We start from the raw sequence: 20505 nt of genomic DNA on the forward strand, positions 1-20505 counted from the left end.
TATGGTTGCTATTGTTATTGTTTCTCATAGCCTACGCCTCGCCCAGGGGATTGAGGAGTTAGCACTTCAAATGTCTGGTGGTGTCGTTCCTCTGGCTATTGCTGCAGGTATTGATGATCCGCAAAATCCGATTGGCACTGATGCCATAGCAATTATGTCTGCTATTGAATCGGTCTGGACGCCGGAAGGCGTTCTGGTTCTCATGGATATGGGCAGTGCATTGCTTAGTACAGAGATGGCTCTGGAATTGCTTTCTGAAGAACAGAGAAGTGCTATCTATCTTTTGGCGGCACCGATAGTGGAAGGTGCCATGTCTGCGGTGACGTCTGCGGCAGCAGGACTTTCGGCCGCGGAGATTATCGCTGAAGTGGATCTTGCCCTATGTGCCAAACAGCAGCAACTCACGCCTCATCTTGCAGACACTGCTGCACCTGCGATATCACAGGTCAATCATTCCGTCGAATGGCAAACCTTTTGCTGGACGATACGTAATCCCCACGGTATTCATGCGCGTCCGGCAGCAAGCATCCTGAAAGTATCAGCGCAATACTCTGCAAACATCATCGTCATCAAAGGGGATAAACGCGCCAGCACCAGAAGCCTCAACGAACTGGCAATGCTGGGTGTCCGCTGTGGCGATGAAATCATCTTCCAGGCCGAAGGCGTTGATGCCAGTGATGCTCTTAAGGCAATTGAAACGTTGGCGAAAGATCATTTTGGTGAGGCTCACCTGCTCGCCTCTTCTGAGATTCTGCCAACAACAATGCCGATAGTAAGCGCCCCTGTTGATGGCGCAATATCAGGCCTGTCGGTACAAAATGGTATCGCTATTGGCCCGGTAAAATGGTTTACCTGTGAACTACCGGAAATAACGCAGCGAACGGTCAATTCTCCGCAAGAAGAACTATCGCGAATTGAGTGTGCAATCGACGCTGTAGTTCGTGAACTTGCTGATAAAGCAGCAGGACCTGAAGGCGATATTTTTGCCGCCCATAAGATAATGCTTGAAGATCCCGAGATTAACCGGCAATTACAGCAAAATCTGGCAAAGGGCAAACAGGCGGAATTCGCATGGTTAGAAATCATGCAGGCATTGGCAGAACAATATTGTCAGGCAGAAACACTCTACTTACGTGAACGCGAGGCTGATATCCGTGATCTTACGCGTCAGGTACTGAACCAGCTTTGCGGGGTAAGTGAGCAACTCTTTATGACTACCGCACCCTGTATTTTGTTAGCCAACGATCTGTTGCCCTCGCAGATAACCAGCCTGAATAAAGAGCATATTCTTGGCATTTGTCTCCATCATGGGGGAACAACGTCGCATACTGCTATTCTTGCCAGAGCGATGGGTATTCCTGCGATTGTGAAGGCAGATATTACCCCGCAAAACGTCCGCGATAACGAAATGGTTATCCTTGATGGTGAAACCGGTCGCTTGTGGTTAAATCCGGATGAAATTACCCGCCTGGATTTGCTCCAACGATCTGAAGTCTGGCAGCAAAAAAGGGATCGTCAGTTAGCTGATGCTATGCTGCCCGCTATCACGCAAAGTGGTCGTAAAATTAGCGTACTGGCGAATATTGGTGACCTGCAAGACATTGAGGCAGCGCTATCTCACGGAGCTGAAGGCGTTGGTTTGCTACGCACAGAGTTTTTATTCCATGAGTCAGCGACATTACCCGATGAGGAAGAGCAATTTCGCGTGTATTGCTCTGTTGCCCGTGCTTTTGGCGATAAACCAGTAACTATCCGCACTCTGGATATTGGTGGCGATAAACCGTTGCCGTCGTACCCGCTGCCGTCAGAAGACAACCCATTCCTTGGTCTGCGCGGCATTCGGCTGTGCCTGGCGCATCCACAAATATTTATTCCTCAATTACGCGCACTTATCCGGGCGGGGAAAGAATATCCCACGCTGCAAATTATGCTGCCAATGGTTTCAACGCTTGAGGAAGTCAATGCTGTCAAAACATTGATACAAGAGCAGGCCAAATTGTTGAAGATCGCTACTGAAAATCTTCCGGCACTGGGAATTATGATTGAAGTTCCGGCCGCTGTAATGATTGCGGATAAATTAGCCAGCGAGGTTGATTTCTTCTCCATCGGCACTAACGATCTGACGCAATATATTATGGCGGCAGACAGGGGAAATAGTACCGTCGCAGAACTGGTCGATTATCGTAATGATGCGGTGATCAAAGCTATTGCTATGGTGTGTCAGGCCGGACGTAACAATGAAATTCCAGTCAGTATGTGTGGCGAAATGGCCGGAGATACCCAACAAACAACGCTTCTGCTCAACATGGGAATTGATAAACTCAGCGCCAGTTCATCCCGCCTTCCGGCCCTGAAAGCGGCAATCAGAGCTTCCCACTAATGCATACCCAATGCGATACGTCTTACACGTATCGCATTTTCCACTGTTTACTGCGGCATCAAGCAACACCAGCCATTACTCTGCCAGATCAATTCCAATGTTAGCGGTTCATCGTCGTGGTACAGCATCATCTCCAGACTGATTGCCAGATCGTGGCAATATACTTCTTTCAGACTCACCTGCAATGCTGCAATACGTGGTTCATGAAATAAAAGAGCGGAACGCAACTGGCGGCAATACCAACTCTGGAGACGTTTGTCGCACTTATTATGCCCTTGCCACTCAGGCATGCCAGAAACAAGTAATGTTGGTAGCGGTGAATGAGGAGAATTAAAAAGTTGAAAGAGATCCTGGCATACGGAATCACGCAGCAATGATGTATTGCTTCCTGTTTTTTCAGGTAATACGGTCTGAAGTAATTGGCGCATCATTTTGCGCACTCCTGACGTTTAGCGGCATCGATATCTTGCCCTGACGGCAGGATACCACTGAGTTGATGCTCATTTTCCATAGTCATTCCTTTTTGCTCATTACGTCCGTGACTGATACAGGCCTAATTCTTGCCCGCGAAGTATAAGACCCTGAACAGAAATGAAGATCCACTTACTTTTTATTTAAAAAGATATAATTTGATAAAAATCACTAAATCAGATAGAAACAAATCAATATATTTTGATTATTCCGAATGATTACTCAGATTTAAATAGAGATATAATATTTATAAAAGATATGTAATAAGTAATTATTAAATTACTCATAGTTTATTATTAATAATATATGTTATTACATGGCTACAAGACCCGGTGCAAAGCAGCTCAACTTTGCACCAGAAATAAGGGTTCAGGCGTCAACTTTATCCAATGGCCAGGAGTCAAAGAGATAACCATCAAAATAGATATCATCGACGTTGGAAAATTCCAGCAAACGCTGTTTCACATTTTCCAGATGCTGCCACATTGCCAGCTTCGCCGCACGGGCGTCTTTTTTGATTAACGCCGCGAGGATCTGTTTGTGATCGCCCAGCCACTCTTTGCGGTATAAGCTGTCATCCAGATGGCTGTGCAACTGGATCCACATCGGATTGTTTTCCCGCCACTGCCAGGACTGACGGAACAACTCCACCAGCATACTGTTATGGGTTGCTTCGGCAATGGCGAGGTGAAACTGCATGTCACCGCTTTCGCTGCTGCCCGGCGCACTGGAAGCCAGTTCGCGTTCTTCAAGCTGCAATGCCTGGCGCATTTTCACAATGTCTTCCCGTGTTGCCTGCAAGGCGGCAAACTCGGCTATGTTGCTCTCCAGCAACTGGCGCGCCTGTAACAGCTCAAAAGGACCAGCGTCGTTGCAGGCGTTAACATCTGCGCTGTCCGCACTCTTACTGGTGGAACTGTCAAGAACATAGATACCGGCACCACGGCGTACTTCTACCAGCCCTTTGATCTCCAGCATGATCAATGCTTCACGTACCACAGTACGCGTGACGTCGAGCATTTCTGCGATCTCACGCTCCGGCGGCAGCCGTTCGCCAGGATTGTACGGCGTCTTAATGATCAGATCGCGGATCATTGCCCCGACTTCCTGGTAAGGTCTTTGCGCAGAGGTGGCAGATTTCATGGTGTTGTGTCCGTTAGGTGCGGTTAATCAAATTTTTGCCGGATGCGGCATGAACGCCTTATCCGGCCTACAACGGGCAATTTTACGGCACCCGTTAATCTCAAACTATACCATTTGCACTGGAAGTTGGCACGTACAGGTGGGCAAAAAACGAAAACTGGTCAACCAAATATAAATTTGATTGACCAGTCAGTCTGTAGGGTAATCAGTCAGTTACAGAGCAGCCACGCACTCACGCGCACCACGTTCGCACAGTTGCTGATATGCAGTCGTCACCGCGCCAACAAAGTCCGCGTTCTGCGGCAGATCATCGGCAAAAATACCGCTCAGACCCAGCAGAGCTTTCACACGTTCCGCCCCCTGATATTGCGCGTTGATCTTCTGGAACTCCGCCAGCATCGGGTCGACCACGTCGATGGCGTTGCCTTGCTCATCAATCCCTTGGGTGTAACGCATCCAGCCCGCGACGCCGAGTGCCAGATGACGCCAGCTACCGCCGTTTTGCAAATGCAAGCGAACCGGATCCAGCAGACGCTGCGGCAACTTCTGGCTGCCGTCCATCGCAATCTGCCAGGTGCGATGACGCAGAGACGGGTTGCTGAAACGCTCGATCAGCAGCGTCGCATACGCGTTCAGGTCTGTACCTTCCGGCATCGACAGCGTCGGCGCTTGTTCCTGCATCATCAGAGCAAAGGCCGCTTTGCGATAATCCGCGTTGGTCATGGTATCAGCGATGGTTTCATAACCACCGAGGTAACCGAGGTACGCCAGGAAAGAGTGACTGCCGTTAAGCATACGCAGTTTCATCATTTCGAACGGAACAACGTCCGCAACGAACTGTGCGCCGACTTTATCCCAGTCCGGGCGACCATTGACGAAGTTATCTTCAATCACCCACTGACGGAACGGCTCGCAGGCAATGGCACACGAATCGTAAACGCCCAACTGGTCAGCAATTTCCTGCAATGTTTCAGGAGTAGCCGCCGGAACAATGCGGTCAACCATTGTGCACGGGAAAGTCACGTTCTCTTCAATCCATGCCGCCAGTTGCGGATCACGAGCCTGAGCCAGTCCCAGTACTGCGACTTTCGCCACATGACCGTTCTCACGCACGTTGTCGCAAGACATCACCGTAAAAGCTTTCAGCCCTTTTTCACGACGCAGACGCAGGGCTTCTACGATGTAACCAATTGCAGACTTCGGCGCGGTCGGGTTTTCCAGATCGTGCTTAATCAGCGGGTTATTGAGATCCAACTGACCGCTTGCCGCGTCGGCACAGTAGCCTTTTTCCGTGACCGTCAGGGAAACAATTGCCGTCTGCGGACGCGCCATCGCGTTCAGAATGCCTTCGCAACCGTCGATTTCCGGGTGCAGCGCTTCTTTCATCGAACCGATAATTTTCAGCTCGGTGCTTTCTGCGCCTTTTTCCGCCACGGTATACAACAGTTGCTGTTTTTTCAGGTTTTCGATCAGCACGCGGTCGTTACCTGGCATCAGGTTAACTTCGCAGATCCCCCAGTCGCTGTCGGTGCTTTCCAGCAAATGGTGGGTATACAGCGCCTGGTGCGCGCGGTGGAACGCCCCGCAACCGAGATGCACAATGCGTGATTCCAGACGAGAATGATCCCATGACGGGCGGGCAACCGGCAGATTGCTGTCAACAATAGTAGTCATCGTAAACTCCAGAATCCGTCTTCAGAGAGTGACGGCAAGGAAGAAGGAACCGGCACGGCGCGAAGCCATGCCGGTGAGTATTAACGGCTAAAGAAAGCGCGTTGGATCGCCAGTTCGACACCGCGAACTTCGGCCAGGCCTTTCAGACGACCAATAGCGGAGTAACCAGGGTTGGTTTTCTTCTTCAGGTCGTCCAGCATCTGGTGACCGTGGTCCGGACGCATCGGGATCAGGTCTTCTTTGCCTTCCGCTTTACGACGGTGCTCTTCTTCAACGATCGCTTTCACCACTTCGTACATATCAACGTCACCGTTCAGGTGCGCCGCTTCGTGGAAGGTTTTCGGGTTTTCTTCACGCATGGTGGAACGCAGATGGGTGAAGTAAATACGTGGACCGAACTGCTTGATCATATCAACCAGATCGTTGTCAGCACGCACGCCGTAAGAACCGGTACACATGGTGAAACCGTTCGCCATGCTGTTTACGGTGTCAACCATCCACTGCATATCTTCAATGGTGGAAACGATGCGCGGCAGGCCGAGGATCGGGCGCGGCGGATCGTCCGGGTGAACAGCCATGCGCACGCCAACTTCTTCCGCAACCGGAATGATCGCCTTCAGGAAGACAGCAAAGTTTTCGCGCAGTTTGGCTTTGTCGATATCGTTGTACAGTTCCAGGTGCTTACGGAACTGATCGAGGGTGTAGCCTTCTTCCGCGCCCGGCAGACCCGCAATGATGTTACGAGTCAGACGCGCTTTGTCTTCATCGCTCATGGTGGCGAAGCGTTCTGCTGCCTGAGCAATTTCTTCTTCGGTGTAATCCGCTTCTGCGCCTGGACGTTTCAGGATGTGCATTTCGAATGCAGCAAATTCGATCTGGTCGAAGCGCAGTGCTTTGGAGCCGTCCGGTAGCACATATTCGAGGTCAGTACGGGTCCAGTCGAGAACCGGCATGAAGTTGTAGCACACGGTGCGAATGCCGCACTGCGCCAGGTTGCGCAGGGTCTGCTGATAGTTAGCAATCCACTGCTCATAGTTGCCAGTGTGAGTTTTGATATCTTCGTGAATTGGCACGCTTTCCACGACAGACCACACCAGGCCCGCGTCTTCAATGATAGCCTTGCGTTTGAGGATTTCTTCAACGGACCATACTTCGCCGTTCGGGATATGGTGCAGCGCGGTAACCACGCCAGTTGCGCCCGCCTGACGGACATCAGCTAAAGAAACCGGATCGTTAGGGCCGTACCAGCGCCAGGTCTGTTCCATGATATTTCCTCTTTCACATAGCGGGTTCCACAGCGAAGAGACGCGGAACCCCGGAGTTGTTTAGGTATCCGGATGAACAACCAGACCGCAGCCGTGGCGTTGCATCGGATGAGATGGCGTATAAGTTCTACCTTTTGGTAAGACATGTCAACCCGAATTCTAAAATTGGTTAACCACATCACAAGAAATCCACTCTCACACAGGTTGATGCAAATTACAGCAAAGGGTATTCAGCGGTTATTGATCGGGGGATGTGATATTCATCGCAACAATGGTTGACCAATTTACATAACATGTCGCCCAAAATAGCAATGGTTCAACCAGGTAAGGTAAAACGTTATGCATGTGCTTAACATTCTTTGGGTGGTATTCGGCATCGGCCTGATGCTGGTACTGAATTTGAAGTTCAAGATCAACTCGATGGTGGCTTTGCTGGTGGCAGCGTTGTCCGTTGGGATGCTGGCGGGCATGGATCTGATGTCGCTGCTGCACACCATGAAAGCGGGCTTTGGCAACACGCTGGGGGAACTGGCGATCATCGTGGTGTTCGGTGCGGTCATCGGTAAGCTGATGGTTGACTCTGGTGCGGCTCACCAGATAGCGCACACGCTGCTGGCGCGTCTCGGCCTGCGCTATGTTCAGATATCGGTGATCATCATCGGCCTGATTTTCGGTCTGGCGATGTTCTATGAAGTGGCCTTTATCATGCTGGCACCGCTGGTGATCGTGATTGCCGCCGAAGCTAAAATTCCCTTCCTGAAACTGGCTATCCCGGCAGTAGCGGCTGCAACCACCGCACATTCACTGTTCCCACCGCAGCCGGGTCCGGTGGCGCTGGTCAATGCTTACGGCGCAGATATGGGGATGGTTTACATCTATGGCGTGCTGGTGACTATTCCCAGCGTTATCTGTGCGGGGCTGATCCTGCCGAAGTTTCTCGGTAATCTTGAGCGCCCAACGCCGTCATTCCTGAAAGCGGATCAACCGGTAGATATGAATAACCTGCCCTCTTTCGGCATTTCCATTCTTGTGCCGTTGATCCCGGCGATCATTATGATCTCCACCACCATCGCTAATATTTGGTTAGTAAAAGACACACCGGCATGGGAAGTGGTTAACTTTATTGGTTCCTCCCCAATTGCGATGTTTATCGCGATGGTGGTTGCGTTCGTACTCTTTGGCACCGCACGCGGCCACGACATGCAGTGGGTGATGAACGCCTTTGAAAGCGCGGTAAAAAGTATTGCGATGGTGATTCTGATCATCGGTGCAGGCGGCGTGCTGAAGCAAACCATTATCGACACAGGCATTGGTGACACCATCGGCATGCTGATGTCGCACGGCAACATTTCTCCATACATCATGGCGTGGCTGATCACCGTGCTGATTCGTCTGGCGACTGGTCAGGGTGTCGTTTCAGCGATGACCGCCGCCGGGATTATCAGTGCCGCAATTCTTGATCCGGCAACCGGTCAATTGGTTGGTGTAAATCCGGCGCTGCTGGTTCTGGCAACTGCCGCGGGTTCCAACACCCTCACCCACATTAACGATGCCTCTTTCTGGCTGTTCAAAGGTTATTTTGATCTGTCAGTAAAAGACACCCTGAAAACCTGGGGTCTGCTGGAGCTGGTCAACTCCGTGGTTGGGCTGATTATTGTGTTGATTATCAGTATGGTGGCGTAAAGGAATATCAGAGCCTGCCATTGGCAGGCTCAGTTCGGATGGTTGGCAACGTGCGCCTTGTTTATGCCAGATGCGGCGCTGGCGCGTCTTATCTGGCCTACAAAAAGCTAACATACAGGTTTTGTAAGCCTGATAGCCATCAGGCAAATATTGCGTACTCGCATTGGCAACCCCTGTGATTTCTTTATTGATAAACAAAAGTCACACCAATAATTGACTGCACATTACCTGCAGTCACCTGCCCTCCAGTACGTGCGTAATTTGCCGTTAACCCAAGACTTACCGCTGAAGTCCCTACTGCCCCTAATGACACAGTGCTATTCGCTGGAATAATCGTACCGTTGCGCGTCAACTGCACGCCGACGCCCTGTGCTGGCGAAAACGACGCCGTGTTGGTGAAAATCGAGTTGTCCGCATCTGCAGTTGTACCTGAAAGGTAATACCCCAGGTTTTGGCTTTTCGCACAATAAACGGTAAGAGGAATCGGCACCGAGCCGGGGTAGTCCGGCAGAGTGACGGTGACATCTCGCGCAGAAACATCACAACCACCGGTAGGCACCACCACATCGTTATTGGCATAAATATTCCAGACAAACTGGAAATCATCGCCGTTATAGTTGTTGGTCTGGCGCAAAATGAGCACGGCTATTAATGAACCAGCCTTAATCGCCACTCCGCCCGCACTGCTGACAGGCGTCAGATAAAGCGCCACTGGCCAGGGCTTATCCGTTCTCGAATTATAAACAACGCGTGGCGTTTCGCTGGTGGTAGGAAAAGGATAGCTACTGCCATTATATTTTACGGTTCCGGAAAAATTAGATAACACGCCGCCATAAGCTGAACCTCGTTGCAGTGTTACATAGTCTGTAATGGTTTCCGGGTAATCGTTATGGCAAAAGATCTGCGTCGAAAGATCCACAACTAGGTTTTGCCCCACATTCACTGCGGGCGCAAGGTTAACATAGACATTGGCGCTGCCGCCGCCAATAGGAATAGCCGTACCATTAGCGGTTTTACAGGCGAATGACCAGGCATTTACCGACCAGCCCATCAGCAGTACAGCAAACAAGGTAATAACGCGTTTCATTACAATCATCTCTTCGGGTTAGCTGTAGGTATAGGTGATGCTAATCACTGCCTGAATGGTTCCCTGGGTGGCACCACCATTTACCGTCAATGCTCTGACCTGCAACGGAAAGTGCGCAGATTGAGAGGAATCATCCACCTGAACAGTTTTGGTTGCGCCGGTGTTCAATGTGTTGCCGTTGTCATCCTGTAGCTCTAACTGGATGTTTTGCGCGGTTCCCTGGTTTTTATAATATCCGGTGCTGTCAGCCGCCCCGCTGAAACTGGCGGTGACTCTGGACGTTCCCACCGGACAATTTGTCAACTCAAGCGCAACATCATGCCAGGACGATGCCGCTCCGGCAGACATCAGGCTGAAAGAATAAAGATCGCCGAGATCAACCGTGGCATTGGTGGTGGAAACTGTGCACGGTTTGGCGACGACCTTACCATTCACCGTAATGGTGACATCGGCTGCCCGTACCGTCGCGCTTGCGAGCGCCAACATTGCCGCCAATAAATACCCACGTTTGCGCCATTTCATGAGCATCTCCAGTTACTGATATTCAAGAGTGAAGGTTGCCGTGGCATTGATATGCCCCGCAGTGACAGGCACCTGTGTCGCCATTAGCCGGGCGTAAAAATTCAGCGTATTTGGTTTACCCGGCGTCAGGGTCGTCCACGAAATCGCGGACGATGGGGCATTAAGTGGTATCTGATTTTGTTGCTCATTCAGAAGCTGTATTCCCAGTCCCGCAGCCGCTGACACAGTCTTTTCAAGTGCAAGCAGGTTGGAATTATGGCTATCTGCAACACCGGTAAATCCGATCTTTACAGCAGAGACGGCATTACCACAGGGTGACAGCAAAATACGAAAAGGAACGACCGGAGTCGTCGCCCCAATGTTGTTAAATTGCTTCGCCGCATTTTCCAGCAAATCAACGGTAAAATTGGTTGATTCAACTGCCACACTACAGCCGTTATCCCTGACATAGCCGCGGATAGTAATCGTGCTATCCGCAGCCAAAGCGTGACTGACAACCAGCCACAAAAAAGCGCACAGAAGATAAAAAGGTTTGCTTTTCATCACGCCCCCTTAACGACATTCAACTGATAGCTGGGTTAATAACTGCTGCTGACTCTCAGGTGGCAGTTTGTAATCTGCGACACAGTGAGCATTCTCCCCTTCTCCCCATTTCACCTGAACTTTTCCCGCTAAAGGCATCCCGCTGAGGTAAACCTGGCCATTATCCGCAACAATGCCGCTACTCTGGCTACTCTCTGATGTGACCATCGCACCAAACGGCAGCGGCTTATTATTGTGGGTCAGCGTCATGAGTAGTTTTATCCCAACGCGCGCTTTAAACTCTGCTCGCACGATTGCCCCACGGGTGGGAACAACGTTAGCGACCGCGTTATCTAAATCGACGTTATCAGCCAGGGTATTGGTATCCAGTGCCACTCTATTTTCCCGATATTCAGTGGCATAAGGCAGCACGGCATAACCGCGCCAGTCGGTACGAACACCTGTCTGGTTTTCGACTTTTACATCTTTTGCTCCAGGCGCTTTAATCAGCACAACCGTATCGTTTAACGGCTGCCCCAGCGTTACGCCATTGGCATGGGCCAATACCCCACCGCTGACTCCGTAATAGACCTGCTTAATATCATCGCTATGGCTGTAACCTATGTTGGCATTGCCATAACCGCCGCGATAATTCAGCGCTGCGTAGCCTGTACTTCCGCTATTCCCATCGCCACCTCCGGCATATCCGGTTTGTACGCTGTAGCTTAGGTTGTTGTCTTCCAGCAACGTACCGTATACACCGGCCAGGTTGGTCATCCGACCATTGAGATCGTGTGACATGCTGTAGCTGGCACTGGCATGTCGCCACTGAGATTTACTGTCAGAACGCAGCCAGTGGCTGAAAGGAATATTGACGTTAAGAGCCAACATCTGATCTCGTCCTTTTTGCCAGGCGTTTTTCGTCAGGCTATAGCTGAGCGTCCAGTTGATATCCTCGAATGCGGTATTTAATCCGGCCTGGAATTGCTCATCGACATTACTCGTTCCCCAATAAGTCTGATGGCTACCACTCAAATAAAGTGTTGATGTGCGCCCAACTTGCTGAGTGACAGTAAGTTGTAATTTTCCGCGTTTGTTATAAGCGAGGTTGTAATAGTCGGTGAATTTCGGCTTAACCTGAATAACACCATCCTGCGTTTCAATGTTGTAGCCATTCATTCGGCGGTATGTTGTATCAGCGAAATTGAAATATCCGCTGGTCGAATAGCGGTAACCCACTAACTGAATATTCGTGCCTGACTCATTGAGCGATTTGTTATAAAGAAAACGCACTGATTGTCCGTCATGCTGACTTTCATCGGGAAGTGTGGCATTAGCCTGCGTCATATCCACGGACAGAGCCCCCAATGTCCCCATGTTTTTCCCGACACCGAAATTAAAAGCACGATAACGATCCGCCAGTTGAGTACCGCCGTATATTGTCCAGCCAGCCGGGAGGCCGTGGAGTAACGTACTCTGGAAAAAGCGGGGGTTTTCCTGTTGCGCATTACCACTGCGGTACTCTCCAGCCGTAATGGAATAACGTGTATGTCCCTCACGCTGCAGGAGCGGTACTGACGAATAGGGTACGGTAAAGATCTGTGTGCTGCCGTCGGCCTCTTTAATCGTTACCTGCAAGTCACCACTATTACCTGCGGCATAGAGATCATTAATAGTAAAAGGCCCCGGTGGCACCGTACTATTATAAATGTCATACCCGTTCTGTTTAATAGATACTTGTGCAGTACCACGTGCAATACCGTGGATCACCGGGGCAAATCCTCTCTGGCTATCGGGTAACATATTGTCATCTGAGGCCAACTGTGCGCCGCGAAAGTTAATACCATCGAAAATATCGCCCTGGGTATAACCATCGCCCAACGTCAGGCGAGAACGTAACGGAATTATGTCTCGCTCAAGCCAGGTATTGATATGTTGCCATTTATTTTTGCTACCTGATGAACTGCCGCTACTGTTATAACTCCAGGTAGTATTGTCGCGTAAACGCCACGCACCAATATTTAATCCACTCTGCAGGTTTAAATATGCATAATGGCTGTTACCCCCAATCCGATTCTGCACACTATTTCCACTGAAGTTATAATTGAGTAATCCGGCATTAATACCTGAATCCCACAACTCTGGTGGAATATAGCCACGCGCACGCTGATTCATAAATGCCTGCGGGATCGTGAGGTTAAGCCGCTGCAGGCCAACATCTAAATGCGCAGTGGCTTCATTGATCATCGAAGTTAATGGTACGCAGGCATCAGCCGCCAGCAGATTCATACCGGAAACAGAGGCCGTATTCAGCCCCATACTGGCGAGTTGTGCGCGTGTCAGACAAGGGACAATCCCTTGTTCACTCTCCCCCGTATTAAACGTGACATCTCGTGTTGCCATATAACCATTATTCATATAGATATCGACACGATACGTTCCCGGCGGTAATTCTTGTCCATTTTCAAAACTCGATAAATCGGCAACAGCCTGAGGATCATCCGCTAAAAAGCGCGGGTTAAAATAGAGTTCGGCAGATGAAAAAGGTGCCTGTGCAGCAAATGCACAGGCAACAGAGAGCCGGATAAAAAAACCAGCCAGACAAGGCTTACGATTATGCAAGCATTGCGTGTTTCGCTGGTAAAATCTTAAATTCAGATATGACATTATTCCTCCGGTTTAAAATCACCCGGCAGTCAATTCTTTTTATTCAGGCGAAAAATTCCCCCTGCGTTATTCCATTACGCCCTTCATTTTTGGGGTAAGTGCACCATAATCATTTATTGTTCGATAAGTTATGCTGCTTCCGGCATCAGAAGGCAATTTAACCGTGCTTTCGCCCATTGGAGGCACCAATGCATTATCAAGAATCCGAGTTCCGGCATTAAGCTCTGTTACCGTCAGGTAATAGGGTGTCGGGTTAATCAGCGTCAGAGAATTTGTGCCGCGACGGAATCTTAATTTTTCTGCGGCCTGATCGGGTGGCAACGCTAATTTAGCCGGGCGGTAATAGAGTTTAATGCGGCTGATTATCGCGAGCTGTAACGTATTCTCGTTCAATTTTGATTTATCCATTGACGGAATCGCTTTTACATTCATCCAGAACAAACTTTCCCGATCCTGCGGCAATTGATTATTTGTGGCATCAAGAATACGCAGGGTATTCTCTTTTTTTCCCTTCATCGCAAACAGAGGTGGCGTCACAATAAAACGACCATCCTTTACACCATCAGCATTTTCTACCCATGATTGAATTAAATAAGTGCTATTTTCATCATTATTTGTCACGGCAAGTTGAACTTGTTTCTGCCCTGCCGGATAAATTACGCGAGTCGCACCTAATGCCACTCCCGCTTCAGCGCGTCCGGCAAGCATCATTGTTACGATCATCAGGATACCTGCCAGTAAGCAGAATGTTATTTCCTGCGATTTTCTTACATTGACGTTTTTATTACTCACTGTCCTGTTCCTGTTATCACAATATCTGCTGAACAATTACTGATAGGTTAAGGAGAACCAGGCCTGAGCATTAGCCATGCCGCCAGTAACCCAACGCCCTGTTGCGCGATATTTAGCAATGAAATGTAGCGAAGTCGCGCCTGAGTAAAGCCGTTTCCAGTGTATTGGTGGACGATTAATCGGTACGAGGTTTCCCTCGTCATCAAACAAGGCAATACCAACATTGGTTGCAATTCCCGGCCCCTCACCCACAGAAAGCACATCCGGATTTTTGCCATCAGCGACACCGTGAAACGCCACGCCCACACGTTCACTCACCACCGTGCTACATTCCCGTAAATGAATAACAAACGGCACCGGGGCGCTATCTTCCCCTACCGCATGAAACCGGTTACTACTGATTTGCCCCATATTGACCGTCATTTGTTTATCACCAGCTTCAATCCGGCAAGCTTCCGCAATAATGACGCCCTGAAATTGCATATTTCCACCGGGCAACGTGGTGTTCCATTTATTTCCGGCCAGTGCAAACATCGGCAGTAACGACGCTACTAGAAATAATTTCGTCCTTTTCATCGTTATTTTTATCGCGCAGGGGGCGGGCATCCTTGCCCATAATTATTTCCCTAAAACCTGAGTGGATTATTGATACTGAACCTTGAAGGTTGCATCCGCATTAGCAGCACCCGGGGTTGCCTCGCCGATTGCATAATAACGCGCCTGGAACGGAATGGTGTTAGTGCCATTATTCAGGGTTGTTTGTGCGCTAAATGTCGCACCGTCCAACGCCAGCGCAGTACCCGTTCTGTCCAGGATCTGCACACCAACATTTGTTGCGCTACCCGCGGCTGAACTCTGCAGAGCCAGTACTTTAGGATTAGTGCTGTTAATCGCTGTGCCCAAGAAGGCAACAGCGGCTGTGCTTGCAACAGAAGTATCGCAATCATTCAGTTGAATGTTAAAACCGACAGCAGAGCTGGTTGCTCCAGCCTGCTTCAGAGTAGCAGTACGAACCTGGCCCAACTGAACGGTTTGATCAACAGAACCAGCATCAACCGCACAAGCAGCATTAACGATTTCCCCTTTAAAGTGAACGGTCCCACCATTTACCGTCGTGGGAGTAGTATCGGCCAAAGCCGCTGTAGAACTGAGGGACAGCGCCGACAGAACAACAATTGCCAGAGTTTTAATTTTCATACTGCTTTCCTTTTTAAATCTACGTATAAATCGACATGGGCAGTCGTTCTGTACACTTTGTTCAGATAGATAGTTTGACTGCCAACACTGCACAGTTTTCCCCCAAAAAATGAAAAGTACCGCCTTCCATGCCGCTGACGCGGCATATGTCCTGGTTCCGTGACCAAGTTGAGGCAGGACGTCGGCAACTCGAGTGCGGTGATGTGCTTCCTCATGACATGGTCGAATTCTCTACTGCTGCATGGCGGGATAAGATGAGCAGGCCGGTAAATGATGGAGATATTCTGGACCATGCTGACCAGCCAGGACAGAAAACGCATTCGTGATTACATTGCGGAGCAGAACCTGATGGCTGCCATTGAACTGGACGAATGGATTAGTTATTCGGCCAGCAGTCTGACTGACCATATAAAGGCCGTTATGGCCGTGTGGAAGGAACCCGGGAACTGGTTATTCACCCGCATTTTGTTCTGATGTATGAAGTCGATAGCCAGTGGGGGAAAGTGTATATCTTGTGGGTTTTACATACTGCACAAAAGTAGCCATAGAGAGTTGACAAAAGAGGACAAAAATGGAGGATATAAAGTTTTATATGATTTATTGAGGTATTGTATGAATACTTTAGATGCAAAAATCGCGGGCTTAGGGATTCTTCAGTCTATTATATCCAGAATGGCATCTAATTCTTTTTATATTAAAGGCTGGGACTTGACTATATTTATAGGTGTTATTGCTTTAAAGAAAGATATCATCCATTATGGAAACGCTATTTTCTGGGCGTTAATGGTAACTTCAGTTTCTTTTTTTCTCCTTGATGCTTACTACTTACAGCAAGAAAGGATTTTTAGAAAAATTTATAATATTTTATCTGAAAAGAAAAGTGATGATGAAAATGTCAATTTTTTTAGAATTAACCCGATGCAATACGAAGAGTTAAAAGGTGTTGAAACATTAAAATATACGGAGTCACTATTTTCAAAAACAGTTATATTATTCCATGCGCCATTGTTTTTGATCATTATTGTTTTTTTTGCAATGTCTTCATAAAGGATATGTGATATGCTTTATGCGCTTAATTTTGATATTGACAACAGTTCATTTTTAATTACTAATCCTGAGTATAACCAAGGCTTAGACCCTAAACTGAAATTGGATAGTCCCGTATCAAAAATTATCAATACTACAACTAAAGAAAATGATAGTAAGTTGACTTATGAAGTGGATTATATTGATTTTGTTAATAATTGGTTTCCTGGAGTTGATGCTCATGTTTTTATATCACACAGTCATCAAGATAAACAAAAAGCCGTCGCCTTGGCAAATTTCTTATATAAGCGATTGGGGATAAAATCATTTATAGACTCAGAAGTGTGGGGGTATTTAGATGAAGCAATGTTAAAACTGAATAAGAGATTTAACGCAGTTGATGGTGAAAAAAACACCTATGTATATGAAGAGTGTAACAAGCTAGCTGGTTCCCTTAATTTGATATTATCATCTGCGTTAACAAAAATGATTGATTCTGCAGATTCTCTTTTCTTTATTAATACTGCAAATTCTGTTTATGATGGGGGTAAAACAAAATCGCCATGGATATTTACTGAAATATTGCTGAGTTCTATGTTGAGGAAAAAACCTCACGTCGACCGTCCAGATTTGAAGATGGAATCATTTGAGGGGATAGTCGGTACTGAGGTGAGAAAAAGTGTAGGTAGTGTAGGTTTTTCATTTCTGCTTGATATGAAGCATATGCATAAAGTAACATCAGAAATGTTGGAGAAAATACGAAATGATGCAGAATCTAAGATTGAAAATGGAGATTTAACTCCAAATTTTACCAATAATGATATATTCAAAAACCTTGATGCTATTTATAGCGTGGCTGCTGGCAAGTACTAACCAGGCTCGCTAACAGGTAATCAAATAATGATTACATTGGTATTGACGTGGTTTATTTTCCGAATACCAAGTGAACCCCCACGAGGTTTTCAAAATGATCGCATCAATTTCCGAAGTTTTTGGTCGTATTAATTCAGAAGGCAACGTCGATATCCTGTATGCAGACAGCGGAGAATCAGTAACGCGTCTTGACGCTGATGTTTTCCCGGTTGGTTCCGGGGTTGGCGCACGCTATGACCATCCTGAAGGGCTCGAGATTACCCTTGCTGATGCCAGGCGTATTGGAATAGAAATCGAATAATCATTAACGCCCCGGTTCGCCGGGGTATCAGGGGGCCGCTTGGAAAACGGAAATTTTCCCACGCTAAGAGAATTGAGTTGAACGAGGAGAGCATGAAAAACCTTGGGGCAGTAGCTATGCTGCCATAGCGGATAACGTCCCTCTACTCTGAGCGTCTATCGTACAACCGGGATACCAACTGGCGAATTTGTCCCGTAGTTCGTTATTCAGGACTGCAGTTCTGGTCTGTAACAAATAATGCGCGCCCTTTCTACTCCACTGCATCTGCTGCTTTTTGGCCATTCGTCGGGCGATCACTTCGTTGATTGTTGACTCGACAAACGCTGTTGAAACCGGCTCACCATACCGGCACATTTCTCCGTAGTTTGGGATCATCATCTGATTATTACGGATGTAGGTATACATCTCATCCAGCTGTTTTTGCAGGGCTTTCAGGTTTACATAGTTGAGTTCAGGGTCATCACAATACATAACGCAATCGTCAATGCGATCCAGTGCAGTGGCAACATTACCGTGCCAGAGATATCGTTTACTGCTTTCCAGAAGCGATAACACCTTACTGCCCGTCGCTGGCTCTGATGCCTGCAACCCCTTTGCATATTGCATTAACACCGTCAGCCTCATCGTTATATGAAACCAGTCAAGCACATGAATTGACTCAGGGTACATACCGAACTGCAGTTCTCTCAGATTATCCGCGCCGTCGGATAAAAAGAATATCTGCTGGTTAGCCTGCATTCCCTGAGCAGAGAGGTGTGCCATGAGCCGACGTTCCGGATGACAGTCGCTCTTCTGGACAAAACCAAAGCGACGTGCGTCGGCCGGTGCTCCGATTGAAAATGATTTACCGGCAATAATTTCAAAATTACGTTTCTTGTTATCCCGATCGCGGACATAACCGCCATCAATACCCACCACCAGAGGTTTTCCCGGTTTTGGCAGGTTTCCCCAGTCGCGGGGGCAACCTGAAATAAAGCCGGAATGTGATTCTGCCTCAGAATCAAGACGCTGTGCCACACGGCATAAATGATTCCTCACTGTTGAGGCATTCAGACTGTACCCTACCGGCAGGACATCTTTTAGTAAACGAACCGTCATTTCATACGAGATCAAAGAGGCCCAGCGGGTTTCTATATATTTCAGTGCAGGGTGAGTGTGATCTCCAGCCCAGTCACTGAGCAGACTGACTGTTTTTGTTGCACTTTCTTCACAGCGGCACCGATACACCCGAAGCCCTGATACAGGAATAACGCCAAACAACGTCCGGTATTGGATTTTTTGTTGGCCTTTGATTCTGCGCTTCGTAAGGCAGTGAGGACATCGGATATTCTGGTGAATATATTCGTCAGCCTGTTGCTGAACCAGCGACTTCTGGACTGCCCCCAACAACTGCTTCGATTCTGAAACTGATAATCCGATATCATTCAGGGCATCTCCTGATTTCTGCAGGTTCATCAGTTCTTCCGTTCGACTGGAGCCTGATTCATCGGTTATAACTATCTGAAATATCAGTTTCATTATTGCCTCCGGCGGTGGTGAGATTATCTCCTGGTTACTGGTTTTTCATCTGGTTGCGAAGCTTATAATATGTTGAAACGCCGAGACCAGCATGGTCGCAGGCGATCCTGAGTCTGACTCCACGACTTCTGAGCTCATCAATTTCCTGAACTTTTTTGATATCTGCGCAGGGACGCCCTGTTTTTTCTCCCCGCGCTTTTTTCGCTGCAATACCGTCAGCCTGCCTTTCTTTCAGTAAAGCACGTTCAAACTGACTGAATGCAGACATCATGTGCAACTGTAACTCCTGCATTGGATTGCTTATTCCTGCATTGAACGTAAGCTGTTCCTTCAGAAAAATAAGGGTAACGCCCATCTCCCGAAGCCTGGTTGTTACAGCACACATATCCATCATATTCCGACAAAGGCGATCGATGGAATGGACAAGAAGCGTATCTCCCGGGCGCAGTTGCTCAAGGAGCTTCTGCAACTCCGGTCGGTTTGTATCCTTAGCACTGGCATGTTCAACATAAATTTTATCTGGCTGAAAACCCGCCTTTAACAATGCCTCTTCCTGACGTGCTGTATTCTGGTCGGCTGAGCTCACCCTGATGTAGGCATATTGCATGTGAAACCTCCGGAATGTCTTTAAACATTATAGAGATTTAAAGAATAATTCATAAACACCGATTTATGGAGGTTTATAGATATTTTTCCGGGTAACTGAAGGACATATTGAAAACGTATACCTTTATAGAAGCAGTCAGCGACGACGCCCCAGCTAAATTACCTCAGGCTCCAGCGCTGGAGAGGCAAGGTTGAGTTTGCTTAGCCGCCGGTTGATTTTGTTGCGGTTAAACCGGACAGCGTCCAGGTCGTCAGCAAAAGGGCGAATCTCACCAATCGTTGTTTCATCATCTGCATTAACGATAGCTTCAAGAAACGCCAGGGTTTTATCAAACTCATCTGCAACTGTGGCTCCGGGCATACCATGACCACTTATACAAAATGGCGTTTTCAGCTCGGTGTTTTCATAAATGGCTTCAACGCGAATATCATGAATCCAGTGCTCAAAGAAATTGTATTCATAAGTAAAGCGATCGCCGACATCAAACTCAAAATCATCAATCACAACCTGGAACGGGTTATCTGGAAAACCAATTCCCCCCTCGTAAGTGATACCGTAATCTTTACCGTAAATATGAAACTGGTGCAGGTGGTCATCACCCCAGCCCTGAATGATCTGGATAATAAAATGAAGTGCAGCCAGTGATGTATCGGCTGCAATCCTCAGCCGACGCCAGACCATAGGACTGACACCACGAACAGCAATTTTAATGACGTAAACCTTCATAACTAACGGAGGCATCATTATAAAATTATGCCGGTTATTTTACCGCTGCTG

Annotated in this window: 19 protein-coding genes and 2 pseudogenes; 7 read left to right on the forward strand and 14 right to left on the reverse strand. The window is 48.2% G+C overall.

The features are described 5' to 3' along the window. The first annotated feature begins 1 nt into the window (after position 1). Positions 2 to 2380, forward strand: coding sequence for a phosphoenolpyruvate--protein phosphotransferase (gene ptsP / locus ESM_RS0111840; RefSeq protein WP_024257681.1), 2379 nt, complete (start codon positions 2 to 4; stop codon positions 2378 to 2380). Between the two features lie 47 nt (positions 2381 to 2427). Here the strand turns inward: ptsP and iraD are convergent, their stop codons facing one another. The 4 genes from iraD to uxuA form a co-directional block, all read right to left on the reverse strand. Further along, complete coding sequence (gene iraD / locus ESM_RS0111845) at positions 2428 to 2811, reverse strand: anti-adapter protein IraD (RefSeq protein ID WP_010378341.1); 384 nt, start codon at positions 2809 to 2811, stop codon at positions 2428 to 2430. Between the two features lie 409 nt (positions 2812 to 3220). After that, positions 3221 to 3994, reverse strand: coding sequence for a Uxu operon transcriptional regulator (gene uxuR, locus ESM_RS0111855; RefSeq protein ID WP_000833695.1), 774 nt, complete (start codon positions 3992 to 3994; stop codon positions 3221 to 3223). A 213-nt stretch (positions 3995 to 4207) separates the two neighbouring features. Then, entirely contained in the window at positions 4208 to 5668 is a 1461-nt protein-coding gene (locus tag ESM_RS0111860) for a fructuronate reductase (protein ID WP_000208207.1), read from the reverse strand. 80 nt (positions 5669 to 5748) lie between these two features. Then, positions 5749 to 6933: a mannonate dehydratase gene (gene uxuA, locus ESM_RS0111865; protein WP_000438564.1), complete on the reverse strand. Its 1185-nt coding sequence runs from the start codon at positions 6931 to 6933 to the stop codon at positions 5749 to 5751. A gap of 339 nt (positions 6934 to 7272) precedes the next feature. On the opposite strand from uxuA, the gene gntP reads away from it, so the two are divergent. Next, positions 7273 to 8616, forward strand: a complete 1344-nt coding sequence (gene gntP / locus ESM_RS0111870) for a gluconate permease GntP (protein WP_000558241.1) — start codon at positions 7273 to 7275, stop codon at positions 8614 to 8616. Between the two features lie 184 nt (positions 8617 to 8800). Here gntP and fimH read toward each other — a convergent pair whose 3' ends face one another. From fimH to fimA, 7 genes are all read right to left on the reverse strand, one after another. After that, entirely contained in the window at positions 8801 to 9703 is a 903-nt protein-coding gene (gene fimH, locus ESM_RS0111875; protein WP_010378345.1) for a type 1 fimbria D-mannose specific adhesin FimH, read from the reverse strand. Positions 9704 to 9721: 18 nt separating this feature from the next. Then, positions 9722 to 10225 (reverse strand): type 1 fimbria minor subunit FimG, encoded by a 504-nt coding sequence (gene fimG / locus ESM_RS0111880; RefSeq protein ID WP_000872022.1) that lies wholly within the window; start codon positions 10223 to 10225, stop codon positions 9722 to 9724. 12 nt (positions 10226 to 10237) lie between these two features. Next, on the reverse strand, positions 10238 to 10768 hold the full coding sequence (gene fimF / locus ESM_RS0111885) for a type 1 fimbria minor subunit FimF (RefSeq protein WP_000837649.1): 531 nt from the start codon (positions 10766 to 10768) through the stop codon (positions 10238 to 10240). Positions 10769 to 10777: 9 nt separating this feature from the next. Continuing rightward, positions 10778 to 13414, reverse strand: a complete 2637-nt coding sequence (gene fimD, locus ESM_RS0111890; RefSeq protein ID WP_000120906.1) for a fimbrial usher FimD — start codon at positions 13412 to 13414, stop codon at positions 10778 to 10780. A gap of 66 nt (positions 13415 to 13480) precedes the next feature. Then, entirely contained in the window at positions 13481 to 14206 is a 726-nt protein-coding gene (gene fimC / locus ESM_RS0111895) for a type 1 fimbria chaperone FimC (protein ID WP_000066584.1), read from the reverse strand. A gap of 36 nt (positions 14207 to 14242) precedes the next feature. Then, a complete protein-coding gene (locus tag ESM_RS0111900) occupies positions 14243 to 14782 on the reverse strand; it encodes a fimbrial protein (protein ID WP_000831509.1) in 540 nt (179 codons plus the stop codon). Between the two features lie 66 nt (positions 14783 to 14848). Beyond that, positions 14849 to 15403 carry a type 1 fimbrial major subunit FimA gene (gene fimA, locus ESM_RS0111905; RefSeq protein WP_000695575.1) on the reverse strand — a complete coding sequence of 185 codons (555 nt, stop codon included), beginning with the start codon at positions 15401 to 15403 and terminating at the stop codon, positions 14849 to 14851. Between the two features lie 140 nt (positions 15404 to 15543). Between fimA and ESM_RS1000000129105 the strand changes: the two are divergent. From ESM_RS1000000129105 to ESM_RS0111925, 5 genes and pseudogenes are all read left to right on the forward strand, one after another. Continuing rightward, a pseudogene (locus tag ESM_RS1000000129105) lies at positions 15544 to 15729 on the forward strand (hypothetical protein); the annotation flags it as partial. Next, positions 15677 to 15945, forward strand: a pseudogene (gene yacB, locus ESM_RS01000000124755) (type II toxin-antitoxin system toxin YacB). The pseudogenes ESM_RS1000000129105 and yacB, both read left to right, overlap by 53 nt. Positions 15946 to 16015: 70 nt before the next feature. Then, positions 16016 to 16450 (forward strand): hypothetical protein, encoded by a 435-nt coding sequence (locus tag ESM_RS0111915; RefSeq protein WP_010378354.1) that lies wholly within the window; start codon positions 16016 to 16018, stop codon positions 16448 to 16450. A 12-nt stretch (positions 16451 to 16462) separates the two neighbouring features. Next, positions 16463 to 17302: a toll/interleukin-1 receptor domain-containing protein gene (locus ESM_RS0111920; protein ID WP_000964936.1), complete on the forward strand. Its 840-nt coding sequence runs from the start codon at positions 16463 to 16465 to the stop codon at positions 17300 to 17302. A gap of 94 nt (positions 17303 to 17396) precedes the next feature. Continuing rightward, entirely contained in the window at positions 17397 to 17603 is a 207-nt protein-coding gene (locus ESM_RS0111925) for a hypothetical protein (protein WP_000561970.1), read from the forward strand. A gap of 114 nt (positions 17604 to 17717) precedes the next feature. Here ESM_RS0111925 and ESM_RS0111930 read toward each other — a convergent pair whose 3' ends face one another. The 3 genes from ESM_RS0111930 to ESM_RS0111940 all read right to left on the reverse strand — a co-directional run bounded on the left by ESM_RS0111930 (position 17718) and on the right by ESM_RS0111940 (position 20472). Next, on the reverse strand, positions 17718 to 19121 hold the full coding sequence (locus tag ESM_RS0111930; RefSeq protein WP_000766597.1) for an ISKra4-like element ISEc51 family transposase: 1404 nt from the start codon (positions 19119 to 19121) through the stop codon (positions 17718 to 17720). Positions 19122 to 19155: 34 nt separating this feature from the next. Then, positions 19156 to 19728, reverse strand: a complete 573-nt coding sequence (locus tag ESM_RS0111935; protein WP_001199097.1) for a recombinase family protein — start codon at positions 19726 to 19728, stop codon at positions 19156 to 19158. A 153-nt stretch (positions 19729 to 19881) separates the two neighbouring features. Then, positions 19882 to 20472 carry a plasmid pRiA4b ORF-3 family protein gene (locus ESM_RS0111940; RefSeq protein WP_000982801.1) on the reverse strand — a complete coding sequence of 197 codons (591 nt, stop codon included), beginning with the start codon at positions 20470 to 20472 and terminating at the stop codon, positions 19882 to 19884. Positions 20473 to 20505 lie beyond the last annotated feature (33 nt).

The organism is Escherichia sp. TW09308 (assembly GCF_000208565.1).
Classification (GTDB): domain Bacteria; phylum Pseudomonadota; class Gammaproteobacteria; order Enterobacterales; family Enterobacteriaceae; genus Escherichia; species Escherichia marmotae.

Excerpts from the sequence above, each read along its gene's own strand:
- ptsP (WP_024257681.1), top strand. The coding sequence starts at position 2 with ATGGTTGCTATTGTTATTGTTTCTCATAGCCTACGCCTCGCCCAGGGG.
- iraD (WP_010378341.1), bottom strand. The coding sequence starts at position 2,811 with ATGATGCGCCAATTACTTCAGACCGTATTACCTGAAAAAACAGGAAGC.
- uxuR (WP_000833695.1), bottom strand. The coding sequence starts at position 3,994 with ATGAAATCTGCCACCTCTGCGCAAAGACCTTACCAGGAAGTCGGGGCA.
- ESM_RS0111860 (WP_000208207.1), bottom strand. The coding sequence starts at position 5,668 with ATGACTACTATTGTTGACAGCAATCTGCCGGTTGCCCGCCCGTCATGG.
- uxuA (WP_000438564.1), bottom strand. The coding sequence starts at position 6,933 with ATGGAACAGACCTGGCGCTGGTACGGCCCTAACGATCCGGTTTCTTTA.
- gntP (WP_000558241.1), top strand. The coding sequence starts at position 7,273 with ATGCATGTGCTTAACATTCTTTGGGTGGTATTCGGCATCGGCCTGATG.
- fimH (WP_010378345.1), bottom strand. The coding sequence starts at position 9,703 with ATGAAACGCGTTATTACCTTGTTTGCTGTACTGCTGATGGGCTGGTCG.
- fimG (WP_000872022.1), bottom strand. The coding sequence starts at position 10,225 with ATGAAATGGCGCAAACGTGGGTATTTATTGGCGGCAATGTTGGCGCTC.
- fimF (WP_000837649.1), bottom strand. The coding sequence starts at position 10,768 with ATGAAAAGCAAACCTTTTTATCTTCTGTGCGCTTTTTTGTGGCTGGTT.
- fimD (WP_000120906.1), bottom strand. The coding sequence starts at position 13,414 with ATGTCATATCTGAATTTAAGATTTTACCAGCGAAACACGCAATGCTTG.
- ESM_RS0111900 (WP_000831509.1), bottom strand. The coding sequence starts at position 14,782 with ATGAAAAGGACGAAATTATTTCTAGTAGCGTCGTTACTGCCGATGTTT.
- fimA (WP_000695575.1), bottom strand. The coding sequence starts at position 15,403 with ATGAAAATTAAAACTCTGGCAATTGTTGTTCTGTCGGCGCTGTCCCTC.
- ESM_RS0111915 (WP_010378354.1), top strand. The coding sequence starts at position 16,016 with ATGAATACTTTAGATGCAAAAATCGCGGGCTTAGGGATTCTTCAGTCT.
- ESM_RS0111920 (WP_000964936.1), top strand. The coding sequence starts at position 16,463 with ATGCTTTATGCGCTTAATTTTGATATTGACAACAGTTCATTTTTAATT.
- ESM_RS0111925 (WP_000561970.1), top strand. The coding sequence starts at position 17,397 with ATGATCGCATCAATTTCCGAAGTTTTTGGTCGTATTAATTCAGAAGGC.
- ESM_RS0111930 (WP_000766597.1), bottom strand. The coding sequence starts at position 19,121 with ATGAAACTGATATTTCAGATAGTTATAACCGATGAATCAGGCTCCAGT.
- ESM_RS0111935 (WP_001199097.1), bottom strand. The coding sequence starts at position 19,728 with ATGCAATATGCCTACATCAGGGTGAGCTCAGCCGACCAGAATACAGCA.
- ESM_RS0111940 (WP_000982801.1), bottom strand. The coding sequence starts at position 20,472 with ATGATGCCTCCGTTAGTTATGAAGGTTTACGTCATTAAAATTGCTGTT.